17 protein-coding genes are annotated in these 17,725 nt (G+C 71.1%); 8 read left to right on the forward strand and 9 right to left on the reverse strand.

Features of this window, described 5'->3' with window-relative positions:
* Positions 1–99 precede the first annotated feature (99 nt).
* The gene (locus tag FJ108_04680; protein MBM4335195.1) at positions 100–720 is read right to left on the reverse strand and encodes a hypothetical protein; all 621 of its coding nucleotides are present in this window, start codon (positions 718–720) and stop codon (positions 100–102) included.
* Here FJ108_04680 and FJ108_04685 point away from each other — a divergent pair.
* Both FJ108_04685 and FJ108_04690 read left to right on the forward strand, forming a co-directional pair.
* Positions 657–1,835: a magnesium transporter gene (locus FJ108_04685; GenBank protein MBM4335196.1), complete on the forward strand. Its 1,179-nt coding sequence runs from the start codon at positions 657–659 to the stop codon at positions 1,833–1,835. The two genes, FJ108_04680 and FJ108_04685, sit on opposite strands and share 64 nt — an antisense overlap.
* A 36-nt stretch (positions 1,836–1,871) precedes the next feature.
* The gene (locus tag FJ108_04690) at positions 1,872–2,591 is read left to right on the forward strand and encodes an LOG family protein (protein MBM4335197.1); all 720 of its coding nucleotides are present in this window, start codon (positions 1,872–1,874) and stop codon (positions 2,589–2,591) included.
* Here FJ108_04690 and FJ108_04695 read toward each other — a convergent pair.
* Both FJ108_04695 and FJ108_04700 read right to left on the reverse strand, forming a co-directional pair.
* Positions 2,588–3,571, reverse strand: coding sequence for an SDR family oxidoreductase (locus FJ108_04695; GenBank protein MBM4335198.1), 984 nt, complete (start codon positions 3,569–3,571; stop codon positions 2,588–2,590). The two genes, FJ108_04690 and FJ108_04695, sit on opposite strands and share 4 nt — an antisense overlap.
* Complete coding sequence (locus FJ108_04700) at positions 3,568–5,325, reverse strand: thiamine pyrophosphate-binding protein (protein MBM4335199.1); 1,758 nt, start codon at positions 5,323–5,325, stop codon at positions 3,568–3,570. The genes FJ108_04695 and FJ108_04700 overlap by 4 nt, the downstream gene beginning before the upstream one ends.
* A gap of 75 nt (positions 5,326–5,400) precedes the next feature.
* Between FJ108_04700 and FJ108_04705 the strand changes: the two genes are divergently transcribed.
* The gene (locus tag FJ108_04705) at positions 5,401–7,044 is read left to right on the forward strand and encodes a hypothetical protein (protein ID MBM4335200.1); all 1,644 of its coding nucleotides are present in this window, start codon (positions 5,401–5,403) and stop codon (positions 7,042–7,044) included.
* On the opposite strand, the gene FJ108_04710 is transcribed toward FJ108_04705, so the two are convergent.
* Positions 7,041–7,523 carry a hypothetical protein gene (locus tag FJ108_04710; protein MBM4335201.1) on the reverse strand — a complete coding sequence of 161 codons (483 nt, stop codon included), beginning with the start codon at positions 7,521–7,523 and terminating at the stop codon, positions 7,041–7,043. The two genes, FJ108_04705 and FJ108_04710, sit on opposite strands and share 4 nt — an antisense overlap.
* A gap of 40 nt (positions 7,524–7,563) precedes the next feature.
* On the opposite strand from FJ108_04710, the gene FJ108_04715 reads away from it, so the two are divergent.
* Together FJ108_04715 and FJ108_04720 are read left to right on the forward strand one after the other, a co-directional pair.
* Positions 7,564–8,334: a GntR family transcriptional regulator gene (locus tag FJ108_04715; GenBank protein ID MBM4335202.1), complete on the forward strand. Its 771-nt coding sequence runs from the start codon at positions 7,564–7,566 to the stop codon at positions 8,332–8,334.
* Between the two features lie 103 nt (positions 8,335–8,437).
* Positions 8,438–8,989, forward strand: coding sequence for a VOC family protein (locus tag FJ108_04720; protein MBM4335203.1), 552 nt, complete (start codon positions 8,438–8,440; stop codon positions 8,987–8,989).
* Here the strand turns inward: FJ108_04720 and FJ108_04725 are convergent.
* From FJ108_04725 to FJ108_04745, 5 genes are read right to left on the reverse strand one after another with little or no spacing between them, the layout of a single operon-like run.
* On the reverse strand, positions 8,986–9,813 hold the full coding sequence (locus FJ108_04725) for a tungsten ABC transporter substrate-binding protein (GenBank protein ID MBM4335204.1): 828 nt from the start codon (positions 9,811–9,813) through the stop codon (positions 8,986–8,988). The genes FJ108_04720 and FJ108_04725 overlap by 4 nt on opposite strands.
* Positions 9,789–11,267, reverse strand: a complete 1,479-nt coding sequence (locus tag FJ108_04730; protein MBM4335205.1) for a CHAD domain-containing protein — start codon at positions 11,265–11,267, stop codon at positions 9,789–9,791. Before FJ108_04730 ends, FJ108_04725 begins: the two co-directional genes overlap by 25 nt.
* A 9-nt stretch (positions 11,268–11,276) precedes the next feature.
* On the reverse strand, positions 11,277–11,777 hold the full coding sequence (locus FJ108_04735) for a hypothetical protein (protein ID MBM4335206.1): 501 nt from the start codon (positions 11,775–11,777) through the stop codon (positions 11,277–11,279).
* 11 nt (positions 11,778–11,788) lie between these two features.
* Positions 11,789–12,970: an amidohydrolase gene (locus FJ108_04740; protein MBM4335207.1), complete on the reverse strand. Its 1,182-nt coding sequence runs from the start codon at positions 12,968–12,970 to the stop codon at positions 11,789–11,791.
* 5 nt (positions 12,971–12,975) lie between these two features.
* Complete coding sequence (locus tag FJ108_04745) at positions 12,976–13,356, reverse strand: phage holin family protein (GenBank protein MBM4335208.1); 381 nt, start codon at positions 13,354–13,356, stop codon at positions 12,976–12,978.
* A 54-nt stretch (positions 13,357–13,410) separates the two neighbouring features.
* Here FJ108_04745 and FJ108_04750 point away from each other — a divergent pair, with 54 nt between their 5' ends.
* The 3 genes from FJ108_04750 to FJ108_04760 are packed head-to-tail and all read left to right on the forward strand — an operon-like array spanning position 13,411 to position 17,685.
* Complete coding sequence (locus FJ108_04750; protein MBM4335209.1) at positions 13,411–15,798, forward strand: fatty acid cis/trans isomerase; 2,388 nt, start codon at positions 13,411–13,413, stop codon at positions 15,796–15,798.
* Between the two features lie 11 nt (positions 15,799–15,809).
* Positions 15,810–16,655 carry an SDR family NAD(P)-dependent oxidoreductase gene (locus FJ108_04755; protein ID MBM4335210.1) on the forward strand — a complete coding sequence of 282 codons (846 nt, stop codon included), beginning with the start codon at positions 15,810–15,812 and terminating at the stop codon, positions 16,653–16,655.
* Complete coding sequence (locus tag FJ108_04760) at positions 16,624–17,685, forward strand: MBL fold metallo-hydrolase (protein ID MBM4335211.1); 1,062 nt, start codon at positions 16,624–16,626, stop codon at positions 17,683–17,685. The genes FJ108_04755 and FJ108_04760 overlap by 32 nt, the downstream gene beginning before the upstream one ends.
* The last annotated feature ends 40 nt before the right edge of the window (positions 17,686–17,725 follow it).

Here is a 17,725-nt window from a genome sequence, read left to right on the forward strand (position 1 = left end):
TCGAAGGCCGCCGCTGGCCCTCGGCCGCCGAGCCACCACCGCCGACGCCCTCGCAGCGCACCGCGACCACCTACGGATCACCGTGGTGAGAAATGCGGGCTAGCCCCGGGCCACCGGTCGGATCTGCACCAGCTGCGGATCATCGCGGTGCTCGACCAGGATCCGGCGAACCCGATCCTGCCAGACGCGCGCGAACCCGGCCGCGTCCGCGCCTCCTTCCCCATCGGACGCGAGCGCGCGCGGCAGCAGCGCCTGCATGGAGGAATCGGGCGGGACGGTTGCTGCGCTGTATGCCACGTCGACGGCCGCGCCGGTGTCGAGGCGCGTGAAGCGGATCTCCCCCGGTCCGGGCACGTCGAAGCGCAGCAGGTCGCGGCGGTCGAAGCGCCCGGCCAGCCCCTTGAATCCGTCCGCCTGCCGCGCGCCCGTGATCAGCGAGACGACGCCGGCGATCACGCCCGTCACGCCCTGCGTGGCGTTGGCCCTGAATTCGACGCGGATCGCGCCGCGCTCGGGCAGCGCGTCACCGTAGAGTGTCGCGAGCGCCCTCGCGGTCATCAGGTACGCGCCGGCCACGGTCGGGCACGAGTGCCCGGCGAGCCGCACCGCGTCCAGGTAGCCGTAGTCCACCACGCCGTCGGCGAAGCTGCCCAGGAATGCGGCGAGCGGATCGCGAAGCGCGATCCGCGGCACCTGGTCGAAGAACTCGGGGTGGGGCATCTCGGACTCCTCTGCGCAGGTGGTCGGAGGTTAACCGATCCGCAGAGTGCTGTAGCCTTCGGCCGACTCGCGAAGAGCGTGCGATCGGAGGTGCCGCTGTGACCGACCAACCCGTCGTTCGAGTCGAGCGGGACCTGCCCGAGCTCGCAGGTCCGCATCACCCGGAGAGCGCGGCCGGGCACCTCGTCACCACCGTGCCTCTCGCTCGGCCGGAGCAGTCCGTCGCCGGGGTGCTGGAGCAGCTCGCGCGCCAGGCGTACGACGCGCTCGAGGCGATCTACGTGCTGGACGGCGGCGGCCGTCTGCTCGGAGCGGTGCGACTTCCAGACCTGCACCGCGCCGCGCGCGAGCAGACGATCGGAGAGCTCGTGGACCGCGGCTACCCGCGCGTCGGGTCGCACTTCGACCAGGAGCGCGTCGCGGCCGAGGCGCTGCGCGCGCGCGCGAGCTCGGTGGCGGTGGTCGACGACGAGCAGCGCCTGATCGGGGTGGTCGGGTCGCTCTCGCTGCTCGAGATCCTGCGGCGCGAGCACGTCGAGGATCTGCACCGGCTCGCCGGAATCACGCGCGAGCGATCTCGCAATCGCAGCGCGCTCGAGGCTCCGCCGGCGCGGCGCGCGCGCCACCGCTTGCCGTGGCTGCTCTTCGGGCTCGCGGGAAGCATGCTCGCGGCGTTGGTGGTCGCGCGCTTCGAGCACCTGCTCGAGGACAAGCTCGCGATCGCGTACTTCGTTCCGGCGATCGTGTATCTGGCGGACGCGATCGGCACGCAGACCGAGGCGATCGCGGTGCGCGGTCTGTCGCTCTCCCGCTTGTCGCTGCGCGAGCTGCTCGCGGGGGAGCTCCGGACCGGGCTGCTGATCGGGCTCGCGCTCGCGGCGATCGCGCTGCCGCTCGTCGCGCTCGGCGTCGGCGACCTGAGGCTCGGATTCGCGGTCGCGGCCGCGATCGTGGTCGCGGGCACGGTCGCGACCACGATCGGCCTGCTCCTGCCCTGGCTGCTCCAGAGCGCCGGCCGCGACCCCGCCTTCGGCAGCGGGCCAGTCGCGACCGTGATCCAGGACGTGCTGAGCCTGCTGATCTACTTCGCGATCGCGACCTGGATCGCGAGCTAGCGCCCGCGCGCGCGGCAAGCCATCGAGCTCTTCTCGATGGACGACGACACGACCGACGATCGCAGCGCGCCCACCGTGAGCCTCGCCGACGAAGAGGGCGTGAAGCGCGTCCTCGTCGATGCCATGTTCGGCCTCTGGGCGACCGTGAACACTCTGTCGCGCCTGCGACCGACGAAGCGCGAGCGCTATCGCGTGAGCATCTTCGGCTCGGCGCGCACCGCACCGGGGCACTGGGTCTACGGCGAGGTCAAGAGCATGGCCGCGGCGCTCTCCGCGCTCGGCTGCGACATCGTCACCGGCGGCGGCCCCGGCCTGATGCAGGCCGCCAACGAGGGCGCAATCGAGGCCGGGGCGGGTGAACGGGTGCAGAGCATCGGCATTCGCGTCGAGCTGCCCTTCGAGCAAGACGTGAATCCCTTCGTCGATCAGGCCTTCGAGCACGAGACCTTCTTCACCCGGCTGCACCAGTTCGTGTTGATGTCGGATGCCTTCATCGTCGCCCCGGGCGGCATCGGCACGGTGCTCGAGGCGATGATGATCTGGCAGCTCCTGCAGGTGCGGCACCTGGACGACGTGCCGCTCGTCTTCACCGGACGGATGTGGAGGGGGCTGGTCGATTGGGCGAGCGGGGCGATGCTGCGCCCGGGCTTCGAGCTCGCAAGCCCCGCGGACCTGCGGATTCCCCACTGCGTCGACGACGCCGAGCAGGCCATCGCGATCGTGCGCGAGCACCACACACGCTGGCGCTCGGCTTAGCGCCGGGACGCGGCGCGCGACGCGACGAAGTACTCGAAGGTCTCGAGCGTGGTCTTGCGCGGCCGGTAGCCGAACTCCTGCACGAGCCTGCGGTTCGAGAGCACCGGGCGGTAGCGCAGGAAGCCGACCTGCTCGGGGCCGTACTGGGTGAGGCGGAGCTTCGAGAGCGCCCAGAGCCCCGCCGCGAGCAGCGCGGGCGGGATCTCGACGTAGGGCTTGCCCAGGCGCTTCGCGATCTCGCGGACGGTGAGCGCGCCGTCGCCGGCCAGGTTGTAGCAGCCCGTGCCGCCGCGCCGCACGCCGAGCAGGATCGCGCCGACCACGTCCTGATCCCAGATGAACACGAAGGGGCTCGCGGAGCCGCCGACACCGAGCACGATCCGGCCGTCGAAGAGGTCCGTGATCTGGTTTCGAGTGGTGGCGCCCAGGATCGTGCCGGGCCGGAGCACCAGCTGCAGCAGCTCGGGGTGCTTCGCGCGCCAGTCGGCGAGCATCTCCTCGACCTGGCGTTTGTGGTCGGAGTAGGCGAACTCGCGGTTGCCGCGCAGCGGGTGTGACTCGTCGAGCCACTCGGGGTTGTCGGCGTGGTAGCCGTAGGCCGCTCCGCTCGAGGTGTACACCAGCTTGCGTACGCCGGCCTCGAGGCAGGCCTCGAGCACGTTCTTCGTGCCGCCGACGTCGACCTGCCACTCGAGCTCACGGTTGGAGCCGCGCCCCGGCGTGACGATCGCGGCCAGGTGCACCACGACGTCGGGGCGGTGGCGGCGGAAGCTCGCGCGCACCGCCGCGCCGTCGCGCACGTCGAGCGCGTCGGCGACCACGCCGGCCGGGGTGTCGTGCGGCGGCAGCGGTCGCAGGTCGCTCGCGACGATCGTCTCGACGCCGCCAGGCTCCGCCGCCAGCGCCGTCACGAGCTGGCGCCCGAGATAGCCGGCCGCGCCGGTCACGAGCACGCGGCGGAACTCGCCGTCGGCGGTCATTCGCCCGCCGGCTCCTGGTGCATGTCCTTGAAGTGCGCGAGCCCGGGCGCGAACAGGTGCGCGCCCGCGTCCACGTCGACGTGGATCACGGTGCAGCGACGCGAGGCCAGCGCCGCGCGCAGCACCGGCTCGAGCTTCGCCGCGTCGGAGACGCGCTCGCCGGACGCGCCCATCGCGCGCGCGAGCTCGTCCCAGGCGATCTCGCCAAGGTCCGTGTTGATCGTGCCCTCGTGGTCCGGGCCGAGCGCGCGCGCGAAGCGCTCCTTGGTCGGACCGAGCGCGAACTTCTGGTTGATCTTGACCATGCCCCACTGGCGGTCGCAGCAGACCACGAAGACCACCGGCAGCCCGTGGCGCACCGCCGTCTCGACCTCCTGCATCTGGAAGCCCATCGCGCCGTCGCCGATCATGCACACGACTTGCTTGCCCGGGCGCGCGACCGCCGCGCCGAGCGCCTGGCCGACGCCCGCGCCGAGGTGCCCCATGTGCGCGGTCTGCAGCATCGTGTTGGGCGCGCGCAGCTCGAAGAAGCTGTGGCCCCAGACGGCGGTGTTGCCGCCGTCGAAGACGATCACCGCGTCGTCGTCGAGCACGCGGCGCAGCGTCGCGCCGACGTGCGCGGTCACCATCGGAACGCGCTGGTGCGCGAGCAGGGCGTCGAGCTCCGCGCGGTGCCGGCTCTTGTGCTCGGCCAGCTTCGCCACCGCGGCGCGCCGGTCCGCGAGCGGGATCCGGCCGGCCAGCGGCTCGAGCGCGAGCGCGAGCGCGGCCAGGAAGCCGCGCGCGTCGGAGAGCACGGCGAGATCGGCGGGCCGGTTGCGGCCCAGCCGCGCCTCGTCCGCGTCGACCTGGATCAGCCGCTGCCGCGCGGGCGTCGCCCAGTACGGCGCCTTCCCCCACCAGTCGGTCTCGCCGAGCTGCGCGCCGACGACGAGCGCGCAGTCCGCCTCGTTTCGCAGCTGGTTGCAGGCCTCGATGTGCACCATCGGCCAGGCGAGCGGGCTGGTCTCGGGCAGCACGCCGCGCGCGCTCCACGAGGTGGTGACCGGCGCGTGCAGAAGCTCGGCCACGCGCGCCAGCTCCGCGAACGCGCCGGACCAGATCACGCCGCTTCCGGCGTGCAGCACCGGCAGGCGCGCCTCGACCAGCATCCGCGCCGCGCGCTCGACCAGCGCGGGATCGGGTCGCTGCGGCTCGCTGCGTCGGTACTGCGCGGGCGGGCGCAGGATCGGCTCGGCGCACGGCCCGTTGATCAGATTCTCGGGCACGTCCAGGTGGACCACGCCGGGCCGGCCGCTCCACGCCGCGCGAAGCGCCGCGCGGAACAGCTCGGGGATGCGCTCGGCGGAAGCCGCGCTCTCGGAGAACTTCGCCATCGGGCGGATCACGCCGACCTGGTCGAAGCACTGGTAGCTGCCGCCGCGGTCGGGGTAGGTGATCCCCGTGCGCCGGGAGCTGGTGATGAGCAGCACGCGATTGCCCTCGGCGTTCTCGACGGCCACGCCCGGAAGCGCGTTCGCGACGCCCGGGCCGTTGCTCGCGATCGCAACCCCGAGCCCGCCGGTGAGTCGCGCGTACGCGCCGGCCATGTGCAGCGCGATCGACTCGTGCCGCGGCGAGACCAGCTCGATCCCGTGCTCGACGCACCACGCGAACAGCTGCGTGTAGGTGCCGTCGACGATTCCGAAGAACTTCTCGACACCCTCCGCCGCCAGCATCCGCGCCAGAACCGCACCGCCCGTCGTCTCGGCCATCGTTCCTCCCTTGTGCGCCGCATTGTACGATGCAAAGGCGTGCGGGCGGTGGGGCCCGCGCTTGGAGGGGTGGCGATGCGCTGGTTCTGCCTGCTTCTTCTCGTGCCGGGCCTGGGCTTCGCGGCGGTGATCGAGGGCGACGTCCGCGACGCTTCGGGAAAGCCCGTTCCGGGCGCGCTCGTCACGCTCTACGAGAACGCGACCGGCTACGCCGAGACGGTGTACGCGGGAGGGCAGGGGGCGTTCCGGCTTCGCACCCGGGTCGAAGGCGCGGCCACGCTGCGCGTCCGGGCGGCCGGGCACGCCGACCAGACGCGCGGGCTCTCGCTCGCGCCCGAATCGAGCGAACGCGTCTCGATCTCGCTCGGGAGCTTCGCGACGCCCGAGGCCGAATCGGAGAGCCAGCCCGCGAGCGCGCACGTCGCGAAGCTCCTCGCGAAGCTACCCGACGCCGATACGCGCAAGCGCTTCTCGGTGCACTGCGTGACCTGTCACATGCAGGGCGCGCCGTACAACCGCGGGCCGCGCGACGCCGAGGCCTGGCGCGTCGTCGTGCAGCGCATGCAGCGCCAGTACATCGGCGCGAACAACCCGGAGCTCGAAGAGATCTACGTCCGCGCGCTCACCGAGGGCAACGACGGCAAGCCCGTGCGCTCGCGGCCGGCGCAGACGCCGAGTCCCGAGGCGCTTCGCGCGCGGGTGATCCAGTACCCGCTCGGCGCAGCGGTTCTGGTCCCGCACGACGCCCTCGTCGCGCCCGACGGGCTCGCCTACACGATCGACCAGGGCAGCGACACGATCTTCGTGACCGATCTCGCGAAAGCCACCACGAAGGCGGTTGCGATGCCGCAGGAGGGCCACAACGCGGGCGGCAAGTTCGCGCGGCTCGGTCTGCCGCTCGTGCCGTCGATCACCACGAGCTTCCACGGTCCGCACGGAATTCTTCCGGGCCCCGACGGGCGCCTCTACCTGTTGTCGGCCGCGGCCTGCGAGGTCGCCGCGTACGACCCGCGCACGGGCGCGTTCGAGTTCTTCCCGACCGGCGGCGGCGGACTCTACCCGCACACCGGCCGCTTCGACGCCGACGGCGTGCTCTGGTACACGCTCGCGTTCTCGAACCAGGTCGCGCGGCTCGATCCGAAGACGAAGCAGACCGAGCTCGTCGATCTGCCGAAAGAGGGCAAGCGCGCCGCCTGGGAGCCACCGGTCCTGTACGGGCTCGACGTGAATCCCAAGGACGGAAGCGTCTGGTACTCGAAGCTCTACGCGGATCGGATCGGCCGAATCGACGCGAAGACGCGCGAGGTGCGCGAGTTCGACGTGCCGCTGGTCGGCCCGCGCCGCATGCGCTTCGGCCGCGACGGAATGCTCTGGATCCCCGCGTTCGGCGACGGGACATTGGTGCGGCTCGACCCCGGCACGATGAAGTACGACGCGTTCCCGCTGCCGCAGCTGTCGCCCGAGGACGTCGAGATGCCCTACGCGGTCGCGGTCGAGCCGCGCAGCGGCGACGTCTGGGTGACCTCGAACACGAGCGATCGCGCCTTCCGCTTCCTGCCGAAGGAGCGTCGCTTCGTGGTGTACCCGATGCCCTCGCGCTTCACCTACACGCGCGACATCTCGTTCACCAAGGACGGCTGGGCCTGCTCGGTCGAGAGCAACTTCCCGGTGAACACCACCGAGCACGGCGACAAGCTGCTCTGCATCGATCCGGGCTAGAAGGGCTTCACGATCGCGAGCACGAACATCAGCGGGATCAGCACCTGCACCAGCGGCTCGGTGACGCGGAAGAAGAGCCAGTGGCGCGCCATCGTGCGCTCGTAGCGCCCGGGCTCGCCGTGCCTTCGGATTCGCGCCTTGTTGCCGCCGAGGTGTGACAGGTGGATGTCGATCGCCTCCATCGGCAGGATCACCAGGATCCCGATCCAGAGCTTCGCCGAGACGAAGCTCCACCGCGTCAGATCGAAGCCGCCGAGCCAGAGCATCAGGCCCGCCGTCGCGACCAGGACTGCGAGCGCCACGTGCTCGATCGCCACGCCGCGATCGAAGCCCTCCATCAGCCAGTCGCGCGTCGCGCGCGCGCTCGCGTCGTCCGGATGGCGCTGCGCGCGCAGGAACGCGGGCTTCAGGTAGTAGGCGTAGGCGACGGCGGTCGTGAACGACCAGAGCCCGGCCGCGATCACGTGGATCGCCTTCACGACCGCGTAGTGGGGGGCGAGCAGGTCGCGAAGCTCCGTAATGCTCGCTCCTCGGCAGAGGATCTGTATACAATACGGCACCGATATCGCTGATTTGTTAGTTCTGGTAGATTCATCACAGGTATCGTATACGAACCTTGGGCGTATTGGGGTTGGAGGCCGCGGCATGGATCAGTCCGAGCGCGCGTACCACGCGATTCGCGACGGGATCGCCGCGGGCCGCTACGCCCCCGGCGCGCGGCTGGTCGAAGAGGCGATCGCGGAACGCGAGGGCGTCTCGCGAACGCCGGTCCGACAGGCGCTGCGCCGGCTCGAACGGGAAGGCGTGGTCGAGATCCGCGAGCGCCGCGGAGCCGCGGTGCGGCCGATGTCGCCGCGCGAGCTCTCGGACCTGTACGAGGTGCGCGCGCGGCTCGAGGCGTTTGCCTGCGAGCTCGCCGCCGAGCGCGCCGAGCCGGCGCAGATCGGCGAGCTCGATCGGGTGGCCGAGGACTTCGAGCGCGCGACCGGGATTTCCGACGACGACGCGCGGCTCGAGGCGGTTCGCGAGCGCAACGACGCGTTCCACCAGAAGATCGCCGAGGCGACGGGAAACGCGTTCCTGTCGCTGGTGCTGACGGCGATCCGCGACAACCCGCTCGCGCTGCGCTCGTTCCGGAGCTTCAGCAGCCATGAGCTCGGCCGCTCCGCGCTCTTCCACCGCATGATCGCGCGCGCGATCGGCGAGCGCCGCGGCGACCGGGCCGCGCGGCTCATGATCGAGCACGTGCTGCAGGCGCGCGACGCGCTGCGCGAGGGCGGGCCGCCATGACCCCGCTCCGCGCTCTACACTGGCGAGTGCCGCAATTCATCCCGTCGCCGGACTCCCGGAGCCTCCGGGATCCGGCGCCGCGGAGCCGACGAGGAATGGACCCATGACCGACGAGACCACGATCCGCTCCAAGCACCTGCACCACGTCGCGTACGCCACCCGGGATTCCGAGGCGACCTACGACTTCTACGCCAACAAGCTGGGCATGAAGCTGCTCCGCACCGAGAACCACCGGCAGGGCGAGGGCTACTTCCGGCACTTCTTCTTCGACATGGGCGCTGGCGAGTGCCTGGCCTTCTTCGAGATCAGCAACGTCGGCGAGGAGCCCGGGTACCGCACCGCGATCGCGGTCGGCAACGGCCTTCCGGTCTGGGTGAACCACCTGGCCTTCGCGCTCGATTCGCTGGAGGAGCTCGAGCTGATGAAGAAGCGCCTGCGAAACCGCGGCGTCGAGCAGATGACCGTGCTCGACCACGGCTGGTCGACATCGCTCTATCTCGTGGATCCGAACGGCATCATGGTCGAGTTCTGCGTCACGACCGACGCCGGGCACTTCCTGCAGACCGAGGCGGAGGCGCTGCGCCTGATGCGCCTGCCTCCCGACCAGATCGCGGAGGAGACGCGCAAGGAGACCAGCGCGGCGCGGCGCGTCTAGCGAGCGGGCTCGAGCGGCCGGAACAGCGGCTCGCCGTGCGTCGTGCGGCCGAACTCGGCGATCGCCCGAGCGGTCTTCGCGCGGAGCATCCACTCGACGAAGATCGAGGCGTCCTCGGCGTGGATCCGGCCGGGGAACGCCTCCGGGCGCACGGGCAGGAGCGAGTAGACGTTGCGCAGGTCGTCCGGCGTGCGCGTGAGCCGCGCGAGCCCGGTGCGCTTCTGGAACGCGAGGAATGTGGCGAGGTCGGACAGGACGTACGCGCGCTTCTCGCCGGCCACGAGCAGCGTCGCGGCCATTCCCGCGCCCGTGCGCACGACGCCGGGCCACTCCGGCCGCGCACCGAGCCCGGCCGCGAGCAACAGCTCCTGCTCGCGCTTGTGCGTGCCGGAGTCGTCGCCGCGGCTCGCCAGGGCCGCCGTAGCTGTGGCGATACGCCGGAATGCGTCGGCTCCGTCGCTCGCCTCGCGCGCGCCGGCCGGGTCTTCGGCCGGCCCCGCGATCAGGAAGTGGTTCTCCATGAACGGAGTCCGGGCGGCGAACACGTTCGTCTTCATCAGCTCGAGCTCGGCCGCGGGCGCGTGCGAGAGCACGACGTCGGCGTTGCCGTCCGCTCCCATCCGCAGCGCGGCTCCCGAGCCGACCGCGATCACGCGCACCGCGACGCCTGTCTCCTTGGTGAGTTGGGGCAGGAGGACGTCGAGCAGCCCGGAGTCCTGCACGCTCGTGGTGGTGGCGAGCAGGACCTCGCGCTCGGCGGCGAGTGAGTCGAACGCGAGGCAAGCGTAAAAGGCGGCCGCTAGGAGGACGTGGGTGATTCGCATGCGAGGCGCAGGTTACTGAACGCGGGCTCGTCGGTCACTTCACGCACGACCACGGGTGCGAGCCATTCTGGAAACGCGATCTCCGACTCAGCGGAGGGAAGCTCGATCTCGGCCAGCACGAGCGGACGGTCGAGGAATTCGTCGATCTCCCAGACGAGCACATCGGCCGGGACCAGATAGCGGCGCTTGCGCAGCCGCGCGCCCTCGGTGAGCGGCCAGAGGCGCGCGAACTCCGCTTCGGGCAGCTCCTCCTCGAACTCGGCTCGCACGACCCCGGTTCCGAGCTTGACGGTGCGGGTGAAGCGCGTTCCGCGCGGACCCGACGCGCGGCGCAGGCGCTCGCGCACCGTCGACCCCGGCAGATAGCCCTGCTCGATCTCGATCGACTCCGCGCCGCGCACGCGCTCGGGGAGCTTGCGAAGCAGGTACTTCCGCTCGATCTCCAGACTCGAGCCGTCGAGCCGGCCGAGCTCCGCGCAGAACTCGGCGACGCGATCGAAGAAGACCTGTCCCTTCTCGCCGAGCCAGCTCGAGGCGAGCTCGGCGAAGAGCGCGTCGGCCTGCTCTCTAGCGCGCCGGATCAGCTCGAGGAGCAGGTTCTCGAGCGGCCGCGCGCGCAGCCTGCGCTCGGCTTGCTCGTCGCGCGATCGGATCGCACGCGCAAGCGCGCTCGCGCTTGCGATCGCCGCCTGTTCGGCGGCAGAGACCAGGATCGCCGCCAGCACGTCGCGGTCGTGGCGCTCGCCGATCAGGTCCTGCAGCCCCTTCAGGTCCTCGACCAGCGCCGGGCCATCGGCGCCGAGCCTGCGCACCGGCTCGAGCAGATAGCGCAGCCGCTTGGCCACGATTCGCGCGCGGTGCTCCGAGGCGATCTCCTCTGGCCCGGTCACTCCCGCCAGCGCGGCGTCGAGCTCCTCGGCCGTCGCGCGAATCTCGCCGGCCGCGACCGCGGCAAGGCTGGGCGAGCGCGCGTCGCCGCCCGACGAGACGCGCGCTCGGTAGGTCTCGAGTGTGCCGCGCAGGTCGGCTTCGATTCGCGCGAAGTCCGCGGCGAGGCCGGCGTCGGAGCGCCCGTGCCGCGACGAGACGCGCAGCTCGAGTGACTCGATCAGCGGATCCAGCCAGCGTCCCCGCGCGGGTCGAAGCTCGGCGCGCTCGCGGCGGAGCCACTCGAGCGCGACCTGCGCGTCGCGCGCCTCGCCCGTCCGCGACGCCAGGCGACCCAGACGGGCCAGCGCATTTCGGGTCGTCTCGGGGTCGAGGAATCCGCGGTACGCCGCGAGTGTGCTGCGCAGACGGCGCAGCGAGACGCGCAGATCGTGGATCGCCTCGAGGTCGTCCGGATCGGAGACGCGCGCGCACGACGCTTGCACCTCGTCGAGCTGGCGCAGCGCCACCAGCCTGGCGCCGGCCTCCGCGGGTCGGCGAACGTCTTCGGGCTCGAGCTCCACCATCGCGACTCGCTAGCGCAGCCGGCGCAGCTGGCCGGGGCGCAGCAGCCAGACGAGCCGCGCCTGGCCGGGAGCGATCCGACCCGGGATCTCGACCAGGCACGCGCCGCCCTTTCCGAGCTCGAGAAGACTCCGCGACAGGCCCGAGACGAGCCAGGTGACCAGCGTCGAGAGACCGGGCTCGTGCCCGACGATCGCGACCGTCGACTTCCCCTCGATTCCGCGCAGCCAGGCGGCCAGCTGCTCTGGCTTCGCGCCCGGCGACAGAGCGTCCACGGTCTCGACGGCGACGCCGCCGAGCTCGTCCGCGATCGCCTGCGCGGTCTCGTCCGCGCGGCGCAGGCCGCTCGAAGCCAGCACGTCCACCTTTCCGACCAGGCGCGCGAGCGCGATCGCGGCGCGGCGCGCGCGCTTGCGGCCCGCAGCGCTGAGCTTCTGTTTCGCCTCCGCGCGGGCTCCGAGCGACGGGTCGCGCGGCTCGGCTTCGTCGTGGCGGATCACGAGCAGCTCCATCGGCCGCCTCGCTAGCCCGAGAGCGCGCGAAGCGCGAGCGCGGCGTGCAGCGCGATGCCGGCGGCCATTCCCTCCTCGTTCAGGAGCATGCGATTGGAGTGACAGGGCGCGGGCGGAGCGTCGCCATCGGGCCGGACCCCCAGGATGATCATCGCGCCGGGAATGCGCTCGAGCACGAAGGAGAAGTCCTCTGCGCCCATGACCGGCTGCGGCATCGGGATGAACGCATTCGCGCCGAAGAGCTCGTCCGCGACCTCGCGCGCGAACTCGGTCGCGCTCGCGTCGTTCACCGTCACCGGGTAGCCCTCGACGATGTCGAGCTTCGCCTCGACCTCGTGCGCGGCCGCGATCCCCTCGACCACGCGCCGCAGCCCCGCATGCGCGCGCTCGCGCGCCCGCGGCGAGGTCGCGCGGATCGTGCCGAGCATCTCGGCGGATTCCGGGATCACGTTGCCGGTCGTGCCCGAGGTGATCCGGGTCACCGTGATCACGACGGGGTCGAATACGTCGATCCGGCGAGTCACCAATGTCTGGATCGCGGTCACGATCTCGCAGGCGACCGGAACCGGGTCGATCGTGTCGTGCGGCATCGAGGCATGGCCGCCGCGCCCGGTGAGCGTCATGGCGAACCCGTCGGCCGATGCGAGCAGCGCGCCGGCGCGCGACGCGACCCGGCCGACCGGAATGCGCGGATCGATGTGCAGCGCGAACGCGCGCGAGACGGAGGCGGGGTCGATCAGACCCTCGTCGAGCATCACCCGTGCGCCCGCGAAGCCCTCTTCTCCGGGCTGGAACATGAACAGCACGTCGCCGGCGAGCGCGTCGCGGTGGCGATCGAGAAGGTGAGCCGCGCCGACCAGCATGGCGGTGTGCGCGTCGTGGCCGCAGGCGTGCATCTTCCCCGCGTTTCGCGATGCGAACTCGAGCCCGGTGTCCTCGGGCATCGGCAGCGCGTCCATGTCCGCGCGAAGCAGCAGCGTCGGGCCGCGGCGCGCGCCGCGAAGCCGCGCGAAGACTCCGCTGGTCTTGCGGCTCGGCGTGAGCTCGAGCTCGAGTCCCTCGAGGGACTCCAGCACCGCCGCCGTCGTCGCCGGCAGATCGAGCCCGAGCTCCGGGCTCGCGTGGATGCGGCGCCGCAGCGCCACCGCGCGCGGCAGACCTTCGCGGGCCTCGGCCAGAAGCTTCTCGTCCATCAGCGTCACGAGGGTCTCCTCACGATCAACAGCTCGAATCGTCCGCTCGGCCCGATCCATCCCGAGGCGAGCCACGAGACGAAGCTGACCACGCACGCGCCGAAGAACGCCGGCCAGAAGCCCGAAATCGCGAACGAGTCGAGCAGCCCGGCGACCAGCCCCAGCATCGCCGCGTTCACGACCAGCAGGAACAGCCCCAACGTGAGCAGGGTGATCGGCAGCGTCAGGATCACGAGCAGCGGCCGCACGACGGCGTTCGCGAGTCCGAGCAGGAACGCCGCCAGCGCGAGCGTTCCCACCCCCGTGATGGTCATTCCCGGCACGATCGCCTGCGCGATCCAGAGCCCGAGCATTCCGATCGCCAGCCGGATCAGGAAGCCGTTCATCGCCTCATCCTACTGGATCGGCGCGCGCGGTAGTATCCGATTCAGGAGGGTTGGATGGATCTGCGCTCTGCGGCTGCGGCTCTCGGCGTCTTCTCACTCGTTCTGGTCGGTGGAGGCTGCGCGCGCGAAGCGCAGGAATCCCCGACTCCCGGCGCAGTCGGCCTGCCACTGCTGGAGGGGCTCGACCGTCCCGTCGATTTCGCGACCGACGTCGTGCCGGTGCTCGAGAACCGCTGCGTCGTCTGTCACGCGTGCAACGACGCTCCGTGTCAGCTCCTCCTGTCCTCGCACGAAGGGGTGATGCGCGGGGCGACCAAGGAGAAGGTCTACGACTCCGCCCGGGTGGTCGCGAAGGATCCGACGCGGCTCTTCGTCGACGCGCACGGCGTCGACGCGTGGCGCGCGAAGCAGTTCTTCCCGGTGGTCGACCCGCCCGCGGCGGCCGGCTCGCCGAAGACGTCCGACGCGCTGCTGCTGCGCATGCTCGCGCTCGGAAGGGCGCACCCGTTCGCGGAGCGAGCGCGGCTTCCGGACTCGGTCGGCCTCGGCATCGACCGCAAGCTCAGCTGCGCGCAGGGCGACGAGTTCGAGGCCTACGCGCGCGAACAGCCGCTCGGCGGCATGCCCTACGGCACCGCGCCGCTTCGCAGCGACGAGCTCGCGACGCTGGTGGCTTGGGTCGCGCAGGGCGCGCAGGGCTCGGCCACGCCCGCACTCCCGCCCGAGCTGCGCGCGCAGATCGACGCCTGGGAGGCGTTCCTCAACCGGCCGTCGCTCGAGCAGAGGATCACGAGCCGGTACCTGTACGAGCACTGGTTCCTGGCGGAGCTGCACTTCGAGGACCGTCCCGCGGGGCCGTTCTTCCGCGTCGTTCGCTCGCGCACGGCGCCGGGCCAGCCGGTCTCCGAGATCGCGACGGTGCGTCCCTACGACGATCCCGGTCCCGAGTTCTGGTACCGGCTGCTGCCGATCGAGGCGAGCATCGTCCACAAGACGCACATCGTCTATTCGATCGGACCCCGGCGCCTCGCGCGCCTCGAGAAGCTGTTCTTCGCGGTGGATTGGAAGGCCACGCGCCTGCCCGGTTACACCGCGGAGGAGGCGTCGAATCCGTTCGCCGCCTTCGATCAGATCCCCGCGCGCAGCCGCTACCAGTTCATGCTCGACGACGCGCAGTACTTCGTGATGACGTTCATCCGCGGGCCGGTGTGCAGGGGGCAGGTCGCGGTCGACGTGGTCGACGACCACTTCTTCGTCGCGTTCCTCGATCCGGATCGCGATCTCTCCGTCGCCGATCCGACCTTCCTCGAGCGGACGAAGTCGCTGCTGCGGCTTCCCGCCGAGAATCGCGGCCGGCTCCTGCCCGGCGAGATCTTCCTCGCCTACGCGCGCGACCAGCACCGCTACCTGAATGCGCGCGAGGCCGCCTACGACGTGCTCGACCCGCAGCGTCGCGGACCCGCGCTCGACTGGATCTGGGACGGCGACGGCGAGAACACCAACGCGCTGCTCACGGTGTTCCGGAACTTCGACAATGCGACGGTGGTGCGCGGATTCGTGGGCGAGATCCCGAAGACGGCCTGGATCATCGACTATCCGCTCTTCGAGCGGCTCTACTACGATCTGGTCGCCGGGTTCAACGTCTACGGCAACGTCGTGCACCAGGTTTCGACGCGCCTGTACATGGATCACCTGCGCATGCAGTCCGAGAATCTCTTCCTGGGCTTTCTGCCCAAGGAGAAACGCGAGTCGATCCGCGCCTCCTGGTACGTCGGCGCGACGCACCAGCTCCGCTACTTCTTCGCCAATCGCATGCGGGGCGTCGATCATTCGACGCAGATCCAGTTCCGCGGCACAGATCCGAAGGCGGAGCTGATCGCCAAGATCCTCGCCCGGAGCCCGGCCGTCTCGGGGCCGCCCGATCTGCTGAACCGCTGCGCGTCGCCGCCGTGCCTGCGCCCGGATGCGTCGCCGGTGGAGCGTGCGGTCGAGGCGGAGCTGCAGCGGCTCGCCTCGGTTCGCGGCGCCTGGGTCGCGTGGCTTCCCCAGGTCTCGCTCTTGCGCGTGCGCGTCGACGCGAGCGGCGCGAGTGATCTGGTCTACGGCCTGATCCACAACGACGCGCACACCAACGTCGCGTTCATGTTCGGCGAGGACGCGCGGCGACTGCCGGCCGAGGACACCGTGACGGTCGTGCGCGGCCAGTTCGGCAGCTATCCGAACTTCTTCTTCGAGGTGGAGCACGCGCGCGCGGGCGAGTTCGTCGACGAGCTCCGCGCGGTCGCCTCGGCCGCGGATCTGGAGCGTTTCGTCGCCCGCTACGGCATCCGGCGCAGCGATCCGCGCTTCTGGGAGACGTCCGACTGGCTGCGCGAGGATCTGCGCCGGCGCCAGCCCGGCGAGGCGGGGATCTACGATCTCGCCCGCTACGAAAATCTCTAGGAGGAACACGCATGGCCAGACTCGAGGGAAAGGTCGCGATCGTCACCGGCGCGAGCCGCGGGATCGGCAAGGAGATCGCGAAGCTCTTCGCGGCCGAGGGCGCGCGCGTGGCGTGCACCGCGCGCACCGTCGAGGAGGGCGCGCACCGGCTCGCCGGGTCTCTCGACGCGACGCTCGCCGAGATCGCCGACGCCGGCGGCGAGGCGATCGCGATCGCAGGCGACGTCTCGTCGTTTCCGGACTGCGAGCGGATCGTGCGCAGCGCGCGCGAGGCGCTGGGGCCGATCGACGTGCTCGTGAACAACGCCGCGCTCACCTACTTCATCCCGGTGGCGGAGTTCCCGGTCGAGAAGTGGCTGAAGTCGTTCGCGGTGAACCTGCACGGCCCGTTCTTCATGAGCCGGCTGGTTCTCGAAGAGATGATCGCGCGCGGATCGGGCGCGATCGTGAACATCTCGAGCGGCGCGGCGATCGGCCCCGGGCGGGGGCCGTACAAGAGCGCCCCGATGCGCGGCGGAACGCTGTACGGCGCGGAGAAGGCGGCGCTGGAGCGCTTCACGCAGGGGCTCGCGGCCGAGGTCTACGGCGACGGCGTCAGCGTCGCCTGCGTGAGCCCGTCGCAGGTCGTGCCCACGCCGGGCGTGATGTTCCACAAGCTCCTCGACCGCCCCGACGCCCCGCACGCCGAGCCGGTCGAGATGATGGCGCGCGCGGCGCTGCTGCTCGCGACCGAGCCGATCGAGAAGGTGAGCGGCCGCGTCAGCTACAGCCAGCAGATCCTGCAGGAGTTCGGCTGGATCGAAAAAGGGCGCGGACTCGGAATCGATGTGCGAGGCTCGGGCTACTCACAGATCTGATCGGGGAGGCTCGATGCATCGCTGGCCCGCGCTCGCTCTTCTCGCGCTCTCGCTCTCCGGCTGCGAACGACTGGTCGAGCGGCAGATGGAGCGGAACTTCACGCGCGTCGACGCGAGCGTGCTCGAGTCTCCGGAGCTGCAGATCGTGATCTGCGGCAGCGGCTCGCCGCTCCCCGACGCGAGCCGCGCGGCGGCCTGCACCGCGGTGATCGCGGGCGGGGAGTTCGTGCTCGTCGACTCGGGGCCGGGCTCCTGGGAAGTGCTCGATCTCGAGAACCTGCCGGTCGCGAGCGTCTCCGCGGTTCTCCTCACGCACTTCCACTCCGACCACATCGGCGGGCTCGGCGAGGCGATCACGCAGAGCTGGATCGCGGGCCGCGCGAAGCCGCTTCCGGTGTACGGGCCCGAGGGCGTGGCTCGCGTCGTCGATGGGTTCGCCGCGGCGTACGCCGCCGACGTCGACTACCGGGTTGCGCACCACGGCGAGGGCTACATGTCGCGCGCCGCGGCACCCGCGCAGGCGCACGAGATCGCGCTCGGCGACGCGCCCAACGCGAGCGCCGTCGTCTTCGAGCGGAGCGGCCTCACGGTCACGATGTTCCGCGTCGGGCACGAGCCGGTGCACCCGGCGGTCGGCTACCGCTTCGACTTCGCCGGGCGCTCGGTGGTCGTGTCAGGCGACACGGTTCGCAGCGCGAGCCTGGTCGAGCACGCGAGATCGGCGGACGTGCTGGTCCACGAGGCTCTGCAGAAGGAGCTGATCGGGCGAGGTGTCGCGATCGCCTCGCGGCTCGGTCTCGAGCGCGTGGCGAAGCTCGCGGGCGACATCCCGGACTACCACACGTCCCCGGTCGAGGCCGCCGAGGTCGCGCGCGATGCGGGCGTGGCGAAGCTCGTGCTCACGCATCTGGTGCCCGCGCCCAACAACGTCCTGGCGCGCCGGCTCTTCCTCGCCGGCGTCTCCGACGTCTACGAGGGCCCGGTCGTGATCGCGGAGGACGGAATGCGCATCTCGCTCGCACCGCGCTGAGCCAGGCTCCCGACGGGAAGCCGGGACCCGGACCTGATAG

The organism is Deltaproteobacteria bacterium (assembly GCA_016875225.1).
Taxonomy (GTDB): Bacteria; Myxococcota_A; UBA9160; order SZUA-336; family SZUA-336; genus VGRW01.